At 46.2% G+C, this 14,035-nt stretch carries 11 protein-coding genes; 4 read left to right on the forward strand and 7 right to left on the reverse strand.

Annotated features, from left to right (window positions below):
- Positions 1–13: 13 nt before the first annotated feature.
- A complete protein-coding gene (glgB, locus tag MRBLPE1_RS21395) occupies positions 14–1,906 on the reverse strand; it encodes a 1,4-alpha-glucan branching protein GlgB (protein ID WP_364149205.1) in 1,893 nt (630 codons plus the stop codon).
- A 696-nt stretch (positions 1,907–2,602) separates the two neighbouring features.
- On the opposite strand from glgB, the gene MRBLPE1_RS21400 reads away from it, so the two are divergent.
- Positions 2,603–3,496 carry a helix-turn-helix domain-containing protein gene (locus MRBLPE1_RS21400; RefSeq protein ID WP_364149207.1) on the forward strand — a complete coding sequence of 298 codons (894 nt, stop codon included), beginning with the start codon at positions 2,603–2,605 and terminating at the stop codon, positions 3,494–3,496.
- Between the two features lie 2 nt (positions 3,497–3,498).
- Here the strand turns inward: MRBLPE1_RS21400 and helD are convergent, their stop codons facing one another.
- Positions 3,499–5,820 (reverse strand): RNA polymerase recycling motor HelD, encoded by a 2,322-nt coding sequence (helD, locus tag MRBLPE1_RS21405; protein ID WP_364149208.1) that lies wholly within the window; start codon positions 5,818–5,820, stop codon positions 3,499–3,501.
- 241 nt (positions 5,821–6,061) lie between these two features.
- On the opposite strand from helD, the gene MRBLPE1_RS21410 reads away from it, so the two are divergent.
- Positions 6,062–6,778: a queuosine precursor transporter gene (locus tag MRBLPE1_RS21410; RefSeq protein ID WP_364149209.1), complete on the forward strand. Its 717-nt coding sequence runs from the start codon at positions 6,062–6,064 to the stop codon at positions 6,776–6,778.
- Positions 6,779–6,829: 51 nt separating this feature from the next.
- On the opposite strand, the gene MRBLPE1_RS21415 is transcribed toward MRBLPE1_RS21410, so the two are convergent.
- On the reverse strand, positions 6,830–9,148 hold the full coding sequence (locus MRBLPE1_RS21415) for an alpha/beta hydrolase family protein (protein ID WP_364149211.1): 2,319 nt from the start codon (positions 9,146–9,148) through the stop codon (positions 6,830–6,832).
- Positions 9,139–9,927 carry an ABC transporter ATP-binding protein gene (locus tag MRBLPE1_RS21420; RefSeq protein WP_364149213.1) on the reverse strand — a complete coding sequence of 263 codons (789 nt, stop codon included), beginning with the start codon at positions 9,925–9,927 and terminating at the stop codon, positions 9,139–9,141. Before MRBLPE1_RS21420 ends, MRBLPE1_RS21415 begins: the two co-directional genes overlap by 10 nt.
- 158 nt (positions 9,928–10,085) lie before the next feature.
- Between MRBLPE1_RS21420 and MRBLPE1_RS21425 the strand changes: the two genes are divergently transcribed.
- Positions 10,086–10,715: a GTP pyrophosphokinase gene (locus MRBLPE1_RS21425; RefSeq protein WP_053376798.1), complete on the forward strand. Its 630-nt coding sequence runs from the start codon at positions 10,086–10,088 to the stop codon at positions 10,713–10,715.
- Between the two features lie 47 nt (positions 10,716–10,762).
- Here MRBLPE1_RS21425 and MRBLPE1_RS21430 read toward each other — a convergent pair whose 3' ends face one another.
- Genes MRBLPE1_RS21430 through MRBLPE1_RS21440 form a run of 3 tightly spaced genes read right to left on the reverse strand, consistent with a single transcriptional unit; the run spans position 10,763 to position 11,949 of the window.
- Positions 10,763–11,179 carry a DUF4190 domain-containing protein gene (locus tag MRBLPE1_RS21430; RefSeq protein WP_364149215.1) on the reverse strand — a complete coding sequence of 139 codons (417 nt, stop codon included), beginning with the start codon at positions 11,177–11,179 and terminating at the stop codon, positions 10,763–10,765.
- Between the two features lie 6 nt (positions 11,180–11,185).
- Complete coding sequence (locus MRBLPE1_RS21435) at positions 11,186–11,395, reverse strand: DUF1540 domain-containing protein (protein WP_364149217.1); 210 nt, start codon at positions 11,393–11,395, stop codon at positions 11,186–11,188.
- A 53-nt stretch (positions 11,396–11,448) separates the two neighbouring features.
- Complete coding sequence (locus MRBLPE1_RS21440; protein ID WP_364149218.1) at positions 11,449–11,949, reverse strand: YpuI family protein; 501 nt, start codon at positions 11,947–11,949, stop codon at positions 11,449–11,451.
- Between the two features lie 183 nt (positions 11,950–12,132).
- Here MRBLPE1_RS21440 and MRBLPE1_RS21445 point away from each other — a divergent pair, with 183 nt between their 5' ends.
- Positions 12,133–13,980, forward strand: coding sequence for a S8 family peptidase (locus MRBLPE1_RS21445; RefSeq protein ID WP_364149220.1), 1,848 nt, complete (start codon positions 12,133–12,135; stop codon positions 13,978–13,980).
- The last annotated feature ends 55 nt before the right edge of the window (positions 13,981–14,035 follow it).

Here is a 14,035-nt window from a genome sequence, read left to right on the forward strand (position 1 = left end):
AATGTGTGTTCCCCTAATCTAAGGTGAAGTACAAGAATGTAAAGGGGGGCAAGTGAAGCGTAATGCTTTGATCGTGACCATGCCAAGCTACGTTTTCGCTGCTATAGCTTTGCTTTGTTTGTGTTTCCGTACCGCCAAATTGCTTGTCGTTGCTATTTATGAAAGAGCGATAAGAACCTGGCTCTGGAACACCGATGCGAAACTCCTGATAATCATTTCTGGAGAAATTAGCCACGACGACCGAAAAATCGGATTTTCCGCGGCGGATAAAGGATATGACAGATTGCGCAGCATTATGAACGTCAATCCATTCGAAGCATTCCTGCTCGCTGTCCCGCTCCCAAAGCGAAGGCTGGTCGACATACAAGTGATTCAGCGTTTTGACGTAATGGTGCATGCTGCGGTGCATATCGTATTCAAGCAGCATCCAGTCCAGCATATCGCTGTCCTTCCATTCGTCAAACTGCCCCCACTCACTTCCCATGAACAATAATTTCTTGCCGGGATGAGTCATCCAATAGCCATAAAAAAGCCTTAATTGAGCAAATTTTTCTTCATAGGTGCCGGGCATTTTGTTTAAAAGAGAACGTTTTCCATGCACGACTTCGTCATGCGACAAAGGTAAAACATAATTTTCCGAAAAAGCGTAAAGGAGTGAAAATGTGATGAGATTGTGGTGGCTTGAGCGTTCGGACGGGTCCAGTTCCATATAGCGGAGCATATCGTTCATCCAGCCCATATTCCATTTAAAATTAAATCCGAGGCCGCCTTTGTAGGTTGGCGCGGTTACAGCAGGCCATGCGGAAGAATCTTCAGCAAGCATTAGGGTATCGGGGTAATAATGAAACACGGTTTCATTGAGCTTCTTGATGAAGCGGAGAGCATCTAGGTTGTCAGGTCCGCCTAGGTAGTTATAAGTGTGCATTTCCGGCGGTTTATCCATATGTAAATTGATCATACTCGCAACAGCATCCACACGTAAACCGTCAATATGGTACATATCCATCCAATACATCGCATTGGAGATTAGAAAGCTGACAACCTCTTGTTTGGCAAAATCAAAAGACAAAGTGCCCCACAGCGGCTTTTCTGCACGCTTGGCATCTGCTCCTTCAAAAATGGGCGCGCCGTCAAATAGACGCAAACCGTGGTCGTCCTTGCAAAAATGTCCAGGAACCCAATCTAAAATAACGCCAATGCCAGACTGGTGGCATTTGTCAACAAAACGCATCAGCTGCTTAGGTGAGCCGTAGCGGCTCGTCACGGCGTAAAAACCCGTAATTTGGTAACCCCAAGACTGATCTAGCGGATGTTCGGATAAGGGCATAAGTTCAATATGGGTATAACCTATTTCTGCCGCATAAGGAACTAATTCTTCAGCCAATTCTTCATACGTATAAAAATCTTCTTTTCCTTTGATTTTCCAAGAGCCGGCGTGCACTTCATAAATGAGCAAAGGATTGTTATAGGCAGGGAGCTTACGCTTCTTGCGCTGCCAATTTCCGTCCTTCCATTTATAGCCGCTTAACCCCGCTACGATCGAGGCTGTCCCAGGACGGCGTTCAGCATAGAACGCGTATGGATCGGCCTTTCTGATCATCGCGCCCTCCGGGGTTACGATCTCGTACTTGTACAAATCGCCTTCTCCAAGGTTAGGGATAAACAAGGAAAAGATGCCCGTTGCGTCGATTCTTTCCATGCAGTGTTGAGTTCCCACCCATATATTGAAATCGCCGATAACTCGTACTTCTGCTGCATTCGGAGCCCAAACCGTAAATCGTACGCCGTCTTTACCGTCCACGCGGACGAGGTGAGCACCCATAAAACGGTAGCTGTGATAGGAAGTGCCTTGGTTAAAAAGATATAGATCCTTGTGCGAAAGCCCGTTTGGTGCCGTTTGAACCATTCTTGGTTTCACCCCCTGTTGGATGATCAATGACGAGTCAGAATCAGCAGAGCCTGCAATACTTAATCCACATTATACATGGTTTGGTGAAAAAAACACAGTCGTTTTCATAGTTTTCGACAGTATCAATTAAACCCATGTCAGATTAAGTAACATTAACCTGACTTGTGCCCATAACGCGTTGGATATAATAATGCTTAGCGCAGTAACCCTTCGTAATTGATTCGTTGATGCAATTTACCCATTTGCAGTTTGAAATTTGTTTTACTCGACGGGGTCTTACCGTATTCGGGTCCCCGTGTCTCAAAAATCTCTGATGATGCATCGCGCATAGGTCCTTGGCTTTAATCGGCTTCATACAGTTTTCAATGCTGCAATGGTTCATTTGTCAGTCTCCCCTGTGTACGCCAAGACGTTCATATCTGAATCGCTAGGTTGTCTGCTATCATATTATCGGGAAAATGAATTAGAATAAAGCCTGCTGTACGTTTATTACGGCTGATTTAGACCAAAATAAACTACATATACACCAAATAGGTATGAATTAAGCTACCGAGTTTAATTAATTAAACTTATTTAGCGATTTTGAAACATGCACGAATCCGTCAAATTCATAGACTTGTTTGTCATGAGGGGCTATTCTATACTTTTACTTGGTTATCGGAAAAGGAATGGAAATATGAGGAGTGTTCGAGGTTGTCGATTTATAGTCAGATCTTCCAGTTAATGCACCAACCCATGATTATTTTACGACAAAATGAGCGTGAAGTCGCAATTGAAGATGCAAATAACGCATTTATTCGGTTATCTGGTTATACGCTTAAGGAGCTTAAATCGAAAAAGAGTCAACAATTGCTTCAAAAATACAAAATCGACAATTCCAGACAAGTGGTAAAAAGCGAGGTTGTCATTTACACGAAGCAAAAACGCCAAATTTCGGTAAGAATCGACCAGCAGCCTTTGCCAAATAGCAGCGAAGATAACTTTTGCAGGGCCTATATTATTTTTGAGGATTTGACTCCTTACAAGTGGATAGAGCAGCAGGCAGAAAGAAACAAAGTCATACTCAGCGGCATCGTCGATCGAAATCAGCATGTTCGTTTTTTAAGAGACAACTTAGCGCCGCTGCTATTCGAGCCAGACCGCAAAATGCAGGATGAAACGCTGCTTCAATTTTTGGATGACACCGAGCACGTAAAAATCATGAAGATCATTCAAGAGGCTTATTTGTTAAAAAAAGAAAGAAGCCTAATGCTTAAAACGAGCAAGCTGAGCGGAATCGAGCTCGAGCTGTCTGTCACCTTCGCTCCTATTATCGATGGATTTGGAGAGGCTTTTGAATTCGCGTTCGTCATCTGGGATTTGCGCCCGGTAGATGATCAAATCGATGCATCCGTAAAACTTCGAATATGGATGGCCAAACGGGATATTACGGCAGGCCATTTGTCCTCATTGACCGGCATCTCTATCCAAACCATTTCAAAACTGCGCAACGGGAAAATATTAAAGCCCCAAAGACTCACAGCAGAGCTGATCGCTTCGGAGCTTCAAGTCGAAGTTCATGATATTTGGTCAGAAGTAAGAAAATAAGATTACCTTATAAAGGATGTGAGCTCATCGGTATAGAACAGATGCAGCTCGTGCATCGCTCTTGTACACGCGGTATAAAACAGCTTTCGCTCACTTTCTCGCCCGTAGTGCTCTTGGTTTGCATTATGAATGACAACAGCATCAAATTCGACACCTTTCGCCAAATATGTTGGTATTACGATAATGCCTTTTTCGAAGGTCACCGTTTCTTTTTCGACAAGCCGCAGATTAGGCACATAAGCTTGCAAAGCGGCAAACGTCTGATAACTCTCTTCCGCCGTTTTGCAAATAACCGCTATCGACTGATAACCCATAACCAATTTATCAATTTGATCCTGAATCTTAGCGACAAGCTGATCTTCATCTTCCGCTTTGGTAATCGTTGGCTCCGCGCCATCCCGGTTAAAGGGCTCGATCAGCTCGCCGCCTTCTATCATCCGGCTGGTGAAGGAAACAATCGGCCGTGTCGAACGGTAGCTTCGGGCCAATATGATCTTCTCAGTCTCTTCCTCGCTAAACAACTCCGATAACGGATCAAAACCGTTGCCTGATACGGCGTGTGCGAATATGGATTGGTTCAGGTCGCCAAGGACAGTCATCTTGCAATTGGGAAAAATCCGCTTCAGATAATGATACTGAAAAGGCGAATAATCTTGTGCCTCGTCAATGAAAAGATGCTTAACGAGCGTATTCGTATGAAAACCCTCCAGCTTTTCCTTCAAATATAGATACGGAGTGGCATCCTCGTAAAAAATTTCGCCGCCATCAAGCTTTGCAAGCGTCTGCTCGCTAATTTCGGCCCATTGTTCCGGAAGCTCCCCCCGATTGATCTGCGATTGCTGCAGTGAAGAGCCATGGTCAAATAAACGCTTGTAAACCATCGGCACATCCAAAAACTTCAATCGCTTTACGCGTCTGCGCAGCTTTTTAAATTTCTCCTGCACGACCATCGCGGCCAAATAATCCCGTTCCGCGTCAAAATCATCAAATGAATTGCCCGCAAACCGGTTTTTCCGCTGCAATTCTTCAAAGGCTTTCGCAAAGGCCTCCTGATCGAGCAGCTCGATTTCCTCCTGTACCCAATCCTGCTCACGCTCTTCGCGGCTCAGTCTCGTCAGCTCCTTGAGCATCCATTCCGCCGTGCTGCGCATACGGTTCGCAATGGATATCGCCCCGTCCAATTTATAAAACTGATCTGCGATCGAAACCTCGCTAATTAATGTACGTCCCTTAAAGATAACTGCCTTAAAGGAAAGTCCAGCTTGACCAAGCTCCGCTGCGTAACTATCGATTAGATGCATAAAGGCAGCACCCGATTTATAAGTGATTCCGGCAATCCTAGCCTCGTAACCCTCATCCTTATGCGATGCCAATGTATATTCCATTTGCGAGAATGGATCCTCAAGCGCAAACGTTTTGCCCAGCCTGTGCTCTAAATATTGCTGATAGGTCGTTTGCTGCATGTTCTGTTCGCCAAGCTCTGGAAGTACTGTTGCCACGTAGCTGTTGAACATCGGATTCGGCGAGAACAGGACGATCTGATCCGCTTGAAGCATGCCCCTGTAACGGTATAGCAGATAAGCTACGCGTTGGAGGGCAGCGGAAGTTTTTCCGCTTCCGGCAGCACCCTGCACAATAAGCAATCTCGCGCGTTCGTTACGGATAATCTGATTTTGCTCCCGCTGGATCGTAGCGACGATGCTTTTCATTTGCGCATCGGACTGCTTGCCAAGAACTTCTTGCAGCAGCTCATCCCCAATGGTTACTCCCGTATCGAACATGCTGCGGATTTGGGCGTCGCGAATAATAAATTGACGCTTGAGCGACATCTCGCCTTTTATCGTCCCGCTCGGCGTTTCATATTGTACCGGCCCCGGTCCATAATCGTAATAGAGGCTGGAAACGGGGGCTCTCCAATCATATATGAGATACTCATAACCGCTTTCGTCAAGCAGCGAGCCTACGCCTAAATAAATAGGCTCTGATTCTTGTTGGCCTTGCTCGCTGATGTCGATTCGTCCGAAATAGGGAGAATGCTCCAGCTTCAAGAGTGTTTTTAGCTGCTCTTGTATATGCCGATGGCTTCTTTCGCGTTCCGACAGCACCTCAGCCTGCTGCTTCATGCTAGCATGCGACTCAGCCGATTCGGCTGCATCCTCAAAGTTCAGCGTAACATCATCCCAAAAATTACGGCGTATATCGACAATATCTTCGTGCATGCCGCTAACTTGTCCGCGAAATACATCTATCCTTGCCCGAATGATCTCGGTTACGCTTTCTACGCGATGCTGCTCTATCTGAAGCTGATCATCATGATTAGTCATTTTTATCACTCCTTAACCAATATGTAAGGCTGCTCAATCATTCATGTACCGCATTTAAAACGGTATCAACCATTTTACCACCTTCTTCTGTTCAAAGAAAATGCAAACGAAAAGTTATTGCCGGGCGCAGTAGGAGCGTTTATAATGACAAAGGCAGAAAAGCAAGCCGGAAGGCACGCTTGAGGCGCAATCCGCGGTTCGAAAACTCCCGCGTTATCAAAACTAGGAGGTTTACGGCAGTATGTTTAATTTATGGTTCGGCGCGATCTTTATGCTCGCGCATTTTACGTTATTCCTGCTTTCTTACCGGTTTTTCGGGCGCATCGGCATTTATGCCTGGATCGGAATGGCTACCGTGCTAGCCAATATTCAAGTCGTCAAAACCATTGATATCCATGCTTTCGGTATGGTCATTGCCATTACTCTCGGCAATACGATGTACGGTACCATTTATTTGGCTTCAGACCTGTTGAATGAGAAATATGGCGAGAAAGCTGCGAAACGGGCCGTATGGTTTGGCTTTTTCACACTGATCGCTACGACCATTATTATGCAGATGGCACTCCTTTTTAATCCCCTTAACGAACCCTTTCCTTTGCAAGTACAGGGTGCATTGGAGACTTTATTCGGACTGATGCCTCGCATCGCTTTAGGCAGCCTATGCGCTTATTTGGTTAGCCAATTTCTCGATGTAAAGATTTATTCGGTACTTAAGCGTTTATGCCCTGCGCCGAATCAGCTTTGGATTCGCAATAATGGCAGCACAGCGGTAAGCCAGCTTGTAGATACATTCATATTTTGCACCATTGCCTTTGCGGGCGCACCCGGTTACGACAGCAAGCTCTGGCTTTCAATTTTCTTGTCGACATATGTCATAAAATTTATCGTTTCTCTTTGTTCGACACCATTTTTATATGCGGCAAGAAGTTTTGCATTCCGAGAAGATCATACCCTATAAGGCTAAAAAAAGCGGGATTGCCACTGCCAGGCATCCCGCTTTTTTTGTATCTTATTGCATAAAACCGATATCATCCAACATTACCTTTCCTGGACCACTCGTAAAACGGAAGGTAATCCTTCTAATATCCTCTGCTTCAATTAACGACTCATCCGAGTTAAACTGCTCTAGCGGAACCGTGAAGGTTTGAAAAACAGGCTCCGTGGATTCTTTGTATTTCTTCTTTTTCATTCGTTCCTCGAGCCATGAGATGGTCATAAATGCCGTATAGGAAGGCGGGGATACCGGCATGATATCTTCTAGCAAGAGCTTGCTGCTCTCGCCCTCGGCGGTGGTAACCTTAATCTCAACCTCCGGGAGAGGAGGCAGCTCAGATTTCCCCTCATCGCCGGTTCCCGGACTTTTCTCATCTCCGTCACTCGAAATCAGATCGCGTTCCAGGTTCGCAAGAGAGAATACCAAATTTCCGTCTTGCAATCCTGCTGCTTCCAAGCCCGTATGAGGTGAGAGCTCCAATTCGTATTCCGCTCCCGCCTTCTCCCATTCCAGTTCAATTCCCTTCGTGCCTTTATTCTTTCCGTCCCGGTCCTCCGCGTAGGTAATTTCCCATTCCGACATCCCTGCAACGCTGGCCTTTCCTCCATCCTTCAGCGCGGTTTTTCTTTTTCCATCCTCATACCGTGCGATTTCAGTAAAAGCCGAGGTTTCATAACGATTCGTATACACCGTGTCCGGAAGCCATTCCAACCCTGTTCGGTAATCCTCGAAAAGCGGACGGTAGACCTCTTGGCCCAATAAAGTCGTTTGCAAAAACGCAGACACGTATACTTTGGAAATTTGCCGCTGCTCATCAGCCTCTAACAGTTCCTTGCGATTTAAGAACAAACCGCCAGGCGGACGCTCATCCATCCGTCCCCATTCCGAATTAAACTGACTATGGTTTGCATCCGCAATATAAAGCGCCGCTTTAAATTTATCCGATTGCTCCGGGAAAGTCGTACGGCTGTATTGACGGTCACCGTAAAAGTTGTTTACGTCCGCGTCTCTTGCCCCTTGCAGCGTTAAATAGTTGACATCCGATAACCGCGCCGATTTATCGTCCACTTGTTTATCCGTCGGCGCAATCGCGACAACCGATTCGATATGCATGCCGTTTAAGCCCTTCAAGGATTGATCCTCTTTGAACCAGCGTTCAGCATCCGCTGCCATTGCGACGGCCTGTCCACCCCGTGAATGGCCGATCATAGCAACATGGTCAAAGTCCGCCTGTCCGCTAAAGAAATTCCCTTCTTCGTCGTTAAATTGTTTGATTTGCTGCAAATGCTTCAGCAGCAGCCAAGCCCGTACCTTCATATCATTATTGGGTATGCCTGACCATACGGAGTAATTCAAAAAATTCTCGTCAACCGAGACTGCGATTATTCCTTTGCTTGCAAGCAATTCCCCAAGATAAGCATATCCGCCATCTGAGAAATCCTCCATTAAGTGATTCCCATGGACAATTAAAGCGATCGGAAAAGGCCCCACCCCTTCCGGCATCCAAACGCGTCCGTTTAAGGGCAGCGCATGTTGGTCAAACCCCCAAAAACCCGTTTTCAGTTTTGACCATTTGCTGATGTAAGCTGAAGCATCGACCGATTGTGACAAGATGCCGATATCGTCTCCAAAAATCTTTCTGTGCTTGTCTTCCCCGCTCCCATAAGTAAAGGTCTGATACGTCAGCGGTCCGGTCTCGGCAGGGCTTGGCATGTCAAGCAAACCTGTACCAACCATTGAAATCGAATGGACTGCCTCTCTTTGAGGCACCGCAGCAGGGCCAGGCCAATCCAAACCAACATAGGCCGCTGCTGCCGCAAAAGCTAAACCAAGTCCGATCGCGGCCTTGCCCAGCGGCCTGATTTTCATTTTTAATAAAAAGCCCATTAAACCGCCTGCAAGAGCACCTGTAATTGTAAAAGCAAGGGAAAAGGCAACCGCCATAAAAACCCCGAGCTCGGCATAATACAAAATCAGATACGTCTCGACCGAAGCAAACGTCCATACGGCCAAGAGCCTTCGGGGAAAGGGTAAGTACATAAGGCAGTATAGGAATGACAATACCTTAGCGGCCACTATCATTGCAATCATGTTAACCGTTAAAAAAACAAAGATATCAATACCCGTTCCAAAGCCGGTTGGCATGCCTAAAACGGCGGCAAACATAGCAAGTGACGCGAATAGAGCCGTACTTCCAGACGCGATTCTGGCCACAAAAAGGTCGCGTTCGTTCCGCATGGCATAGCGCCCGGTTACCCATGTTTTTATTTTTTTCCACTTGCCGGTTATCATTGGCGGCTGCAGCTGTTCCGCTTCCAGTATTTCTACTTCCATAAAGCACCCGCTAACGTGAGCCAGTTTCTACCTTCTCGCCGCTCGATTTCTACAGGCACGGAGAAAAAATCGCTCATTAGTTCGGATGTCAGCACTTCCGAGGTATCATCAGCGGCAAAAACTTGGCCTTCCTTGATTAACAGCGTTTTTGTAAAGCATGGCAATATTTCCTCTACGTGATGGGTAACATAAATAATCGTTGGCGCATCCTTCCCTCTTGCCACTGCAGCAATCATTTGCAGCAGCTGCTCGCGCGCGAATACATCCAGGCCTGTGCAAGGCTCGTCCAGAATAAGCAGCTTTGGCATAGCCATCAGAGCCCGGGCAATCAATACGCGCTGCCGCTCTCCTTGCGACAATGTATCATACGTACGATACATTAATGCAGTACAGCCGAGTGTCTTCATCAGCTCTTCGGCTCGTACATGATCCTCCTTATCCGTCTGGTCATAAAGCCCGATCGTTGCAAATTTCCCGCTAAGCACTATTTTTATTGCGGTTTCGGTTCTGTATAGCTTTTGCTGCAAGGATGTGCTCACCCAGCCGATCATTTTACGGAGCTCCCTCAAATCAAACTCCCCAAAGGTATTGCCAAGAACCGACATCTTTCCTTCGGTCGGCCAAATATAGCCATTGATCATATTCAACAAAGTCGTTTTACCGGAGCCGTTTAGCCCAAGCAAGCACCAATGCTCACCGCCTTTTACCTGCCAATGGATATGGCGAAGAATTTGTTTGTCGCTTCGTTCCCAAGAAACATTTTGAATATCTATAATCATCGTAAGCTCTCCCGTCTGTTGACAAATGCCCATTCCTCAAATTTGACTTGGGTAATAATATCGCCCATTATAATAATACAACGTTTCCAAACAAGCCGGAACCGTCACGTCTTCCACTACAACTATACATATTTGTTATATCAGGAGTGAACTTGCATATGAAAACCAATCAATTAAAGCAATGGGCTCATTTTTTTCTTACTTATAAATTTGCGCTGGACGCCGTTGAGACCAAACTTAATATTTTGAACGAGGAATTTCAATTTATTCATGATTACAATCCAATCGAGCACATGAAGACTCGGATCAAAGCACCGGAGAGCGTCATGCAGAAGCTGCAGCGCAAAGGCCTTGATATCACCCTTGAGGATGCAAAAGAGCATATTCGCGACATTGCCGGGGTCCGGGTCATCTGCTCCTTCTCAACGGATATTTACCAGATCGTTGACATGATCAGCAAGCAAAGCGATGTTCGTGTCGTAGAGCTCAAGGATTATGTAATTAACCCAAAACCTAACGGTTACCAAAGCATTCATTTGCTTATCGAAATCCCTGTTTTTCTTACGGACAGAACGGAGAACGTGCTCGTAGAAATTCAAATCCGCACCATCGCGATGGATTTTTGGGCCAGCTTGGAGCATAAGATCTATTATAAATTTAATGAGCAGATTCCGCCACATATTCAGGAGCAGCTTAAAGGCTCCGCCGACATGATCCATTTGCTGGATCGGCAGATGCTCGCATTGAACGTCGAAGTGCAGAAACACCGCGAGCAAGCTTTAAAATAAAAAAAAGAAGCTCCCACCGAGATTACGGCGGGAGCTTCTTTTTTTATTTAGGTTATCGCGTAATAAAAGGGCACGATGATTAAATTTAGTGCCAATGCTATAAGTCCGATCGCCATAGACCAACCGCCGAGTCCCCGTGCGCCCTGCCGATATGCGATAAAGCCAAGCACAGCCGCTGTAGCTCCCATCAATACCGGCCAAATAAACCATGACGCTATCGCAAATACAAGGGATACCCAACCAAGCGCGAAACCGCCAGACCTTGTGTCTGAACGTTCCGATCTTTCCACATACCGGTCTTCTCTCCGCTCCGAATGCACCACTGGACTGCTGACCGCAAAATCAGCTGCCATTTCTTCATTAACATCAGGCAAGCGATCCGTCCCCACAACTGGATGGCTTGTGCGTGCTGATCGATCTCGTTCATCCAACAATTTTTTATAATCGTCTTCATAATTTCCCATCGATCATCACTCCTTTGGTTTAAAGGTTAAGCAGCATGTTGCTTTCGATTGCTCCGCTTGATCTTGGTGGAATAACCCTAGGTCATCAGCGAACTCTTCATTGAGATTGACAGCTGCGTGCTGATCGATTTCAATATTGATTGCACTCGCGCCACAGTTATTGCCTTCTTTCCAAAAGCTGCAGTTGGCTACGCTACATGACACGCCTTTCGGCATAAAAAATCACCTCCACTATCAAGTTTCCCTGAGTGGAGGTGATTCATTCTGCCTTATTTTTGCCCTTGCATGCGGCGCTGCGTCATGTAGTCATTTTCGTAATAGGACAATTCGTCGCGCAGCTCTTCAAATATTTTGGAAACGCTAAGTACGATACCGCGTGATTCACGGTTTGGTTTAAAACGGAAACGGATGGCATCCTGACCGGTATAAGCATAACGGCCGTCTTCGGAATAACATTCGTTTTTCGGATAGAAAAACGCGCTTACGCAATGGTGGTAAACCTCATACAATACGCGTTCCGCATAATCAGTATCGAAATTGGGCCGTCTGAGCAAAACCCCCAGCTTTTCAACCGAGACTTCAGAAAACACCAATAAATGTCTCAAATCGGATAAAAGGCCTTTGTAAAACGTTTGGGCTTCTTCTCCATTATCCTCTCCGGTTAATTGGAGCAAAGCATTGTTATTCAGAAACGGTTCAAGCTGGTTTACCGCATCTTTTAGCTTTGTACGGGTTGATTCAGTTAGCGCTTTGACGTTAGCAGTTGGCATATAGGTAGTTCCCCTTTCATAATCCAAACACGCGTAAAAACTACAATCATTATTATCGTACCACAAATTACATTGAAGTGGTACTGGCGATTCACGGTTTCGTTCGCATATTTTCCGCTCAGGAATCCGAACCTATATATAGACTTTGCTCTAATCTAGAACGAACAATTGGAGGTTTCATGCATGCGTAGAAAATGGATTGGCGCCTTTACAATTTTAGCCTTGGCAGCTCTGCTTATACCTACTACCCCTTTATTCGCACCGAAAGATGTTAAAAAGGTGCCGCAAGCATCAAGCTTTTCCGCCAAGCGGGAGCATACGCTCAAAATGGCAGCCGTGCAGTCAGACATGAAAGCGACGGCTATGCTATGCGCGTCGGAATGCTCAAAAGATTTTCAAAAGCTAATGAACGCAAGCATGGGCTCGAAAGAAGAAGCTGGCCAGCAAATCAAGCATATGATGCATGAGCATATGCATATGAGCTACATTAGCTGGATATCGGGAAAACGAAGCGTAGACCGGGGCAAGCTGCCTGAAACAGAAAATCAACAAGCGGAACGCAATGTGAAAGAAGCGAAAGCGCAGGTAAGCAAAGGTGCCAAATACGAATCTGTCCCTTTTACCGCTAAGGACGGCAGCCGTTACATGGTACTCGGCGTCCCCGATTCCAAGCATGTCGGCATCGGCGTTGTCGGAGTGATTAAGCAGGATATTTTAAAATCAGTCGAGAAGCATCAGATGCGCAACCTCAGGTTAGTCCCTTATCCCGCCGAAGGAAATTATAAGATTGAATCGGTCTTGCCGAATTCAACGATCGATACGACCGTTCAAAATGGCGAAGATAACGGTAATGCAAGCCATTATCATGTTCGTGATGTCGTTGTACATTTCATGAAGCCGTTATCGGTTTCTGAGCTGGAGCGCGTCAAACGAGACATCAATGCGGAATCGATGAAGCAAGTCGGAGATACATTTATCTTCCGTTCAAGAAATTTGGAGACCGACCAGCTCGTTAAATATTTCAAGCAAACATGGAATACGGAATATACAGAGCCTCATTACCTATATTTGACGAATGAAACATCCGCTTCCATTAAACCGAACGACGCTCTTTACTCGGAATATCAATGGAATTTGCCTAATATTGAAACGGAAAAAGGTTGGAGTATCTCCAAAGGCAATGATAAGGTAATCATTGCTGTTCTTGACACGGGTGTGCAAAGCAATCATCCCGATTTGAAGGGTAAACTTATTGAGGGGACAAATATCGTCGATGAGGAAGCCGAACCGGATGATGACGTCGGGCACGGTACTCATGTATCAGGTATCATTGGCGCAACCGTCAATAACAGCGAAGGCGTAGCCGGGCTTTCCTGGTACAACAAAATCATGCCTGTCAAAGTACTCGACAGCAGCGGCGCAGGCTCGACTTATTCCGTCGCGCAAGGCATCATTTGGGCAACGGATCACGGCGCCAAGGTCATCAACATGAGTTTAGGAAACTATGCTCAAGCAGACTTTCTGCATGACGCCATTAAATATGCTTATGAGCATGATGTCGTTATGATCGCTGCAAGCGGGAATGATAATACGGATCGCCCGGGCTATCCTGCTGCATATCCGGAAGTTTTCGCGGTAGCGGCCACGGACAGCAATCACGAAAAAGCATCCTTCTCCAACTATGGCGATTATATCGACGTCGCAGCGCCGGGGGACAGTATCGCCAGCACCTATCCCGGCAGCCAGTACGCCGCATTGTCCGGCACTTCGATGGCCAGCCCTCATGTGGCTGCTTTGGCAGGCCTGATCCGCTCCGTCAATCCGGAGCTCACCAACGTGGAAGTCATGGAATTAATGAGGAAATCGGCGGTCGACTTAGGCGCCGAAGGCAAAGACGATAATTTCGGTTATGGCGAGATTGATATCGATAAAGCGCTGAAAGCTGCATCCAAATTCGGCGGTACTTTGCAAACATACCCCGATCAAGTGAAAAGAAGATTGGATCGCATTGTTTCCAAATATGAGAAATGACCTTTTCTAAGCACAATAAAGCACCCATCGCATGCGATGGGTGCTCTTTGTTTGT

It is taken from the genome of Paenibacillus sp. LPE1-1-1.1 (assembly GCF_040676435.1).
GTDB lineage: Bacteria > Bacillota > Bacilli > Paenibacillales > Paenibacillaceae > Pristimantibacillus.

What these genes read in the sequence shown, in the direction of transcription:
- glgB (WP_364149205.1), bottom strand. Translation starts at nt 1,906, where the DNA reads ATGGTTCAAACGGCACCAAACGGGCTTTCGCACAAGGATCTATATCTT.
- MRBLPE1_RS21435 (WP_364149217.1), bottom strand. Translation starts at nt 11,395, where the DNA reads ATGCCGAAAGGCGTGTCATGTAGCGTAGCCAACTGCAGCTTTTGGAAA.
- MRBLPE1_RS21410 (WP_364149209.1), top strand. Translation starts at nt 6,062, where the DNA reads ATGTTTAATTTATGGTTCGGCGCGATCTTTATGCTCGCGCATTTTACG.
- MRBLPE1_RS21440 (WP_364149218.1), bottom strand. Translation starts at nt 11,949, where the DNA reads ATGCCAACTGCTAACGTCAAAGCGCTAACTGAATCAACCCGTACAAAG.
- MRBLPE1_RS21445 (WP_364149220.1), top strand. Translation starts at nt 12,133, where the DNA reads ATGCGTAGAAAATGGATTGGCGCCTTTACAATTTTAGCCTTGGCAGCT.
- MRBLPE1_RS21425 (WP_053376798.1), top strand. Translation starts at nt 10,086, where the DNA reads ATGAAAACCAATCAATTAAAGCAATGGGCTCATTTTTTTCTTACTTAT.
- helD (WP_364149208.1), bottom strand. Translation starts at nt 5,820, where the DNA reads ATGACTAATCATGATGATCAGCTTCAGATAGAGCAGCATCGCGTAGAA.
- MRBLPE1_RS21420 (WP_364149213.1), bottom strand. Translation starts at nt 9,927, where the DNA reads ATGATTATAGATATTCAAAATGTTTCTTGGGAACGAAGCGACAAACAA.
- MRBLPE1_RS21430 (WP_364149215.1), bottom strand. Translation starts at nt 11,179, where the DNA reads ATGGGAAATTATGAAGACGATTATAAAAAATTGTTGGATGAACGAGAT.
- MRBLPE1_RS21415 (WP_364149211.1), bottom strand. Translation starts at nt 9,148, where the DNA reads ATGGAAGTAGAAATACTGGAAGCGGAACAGCTGCAGCCGCCAATGATA.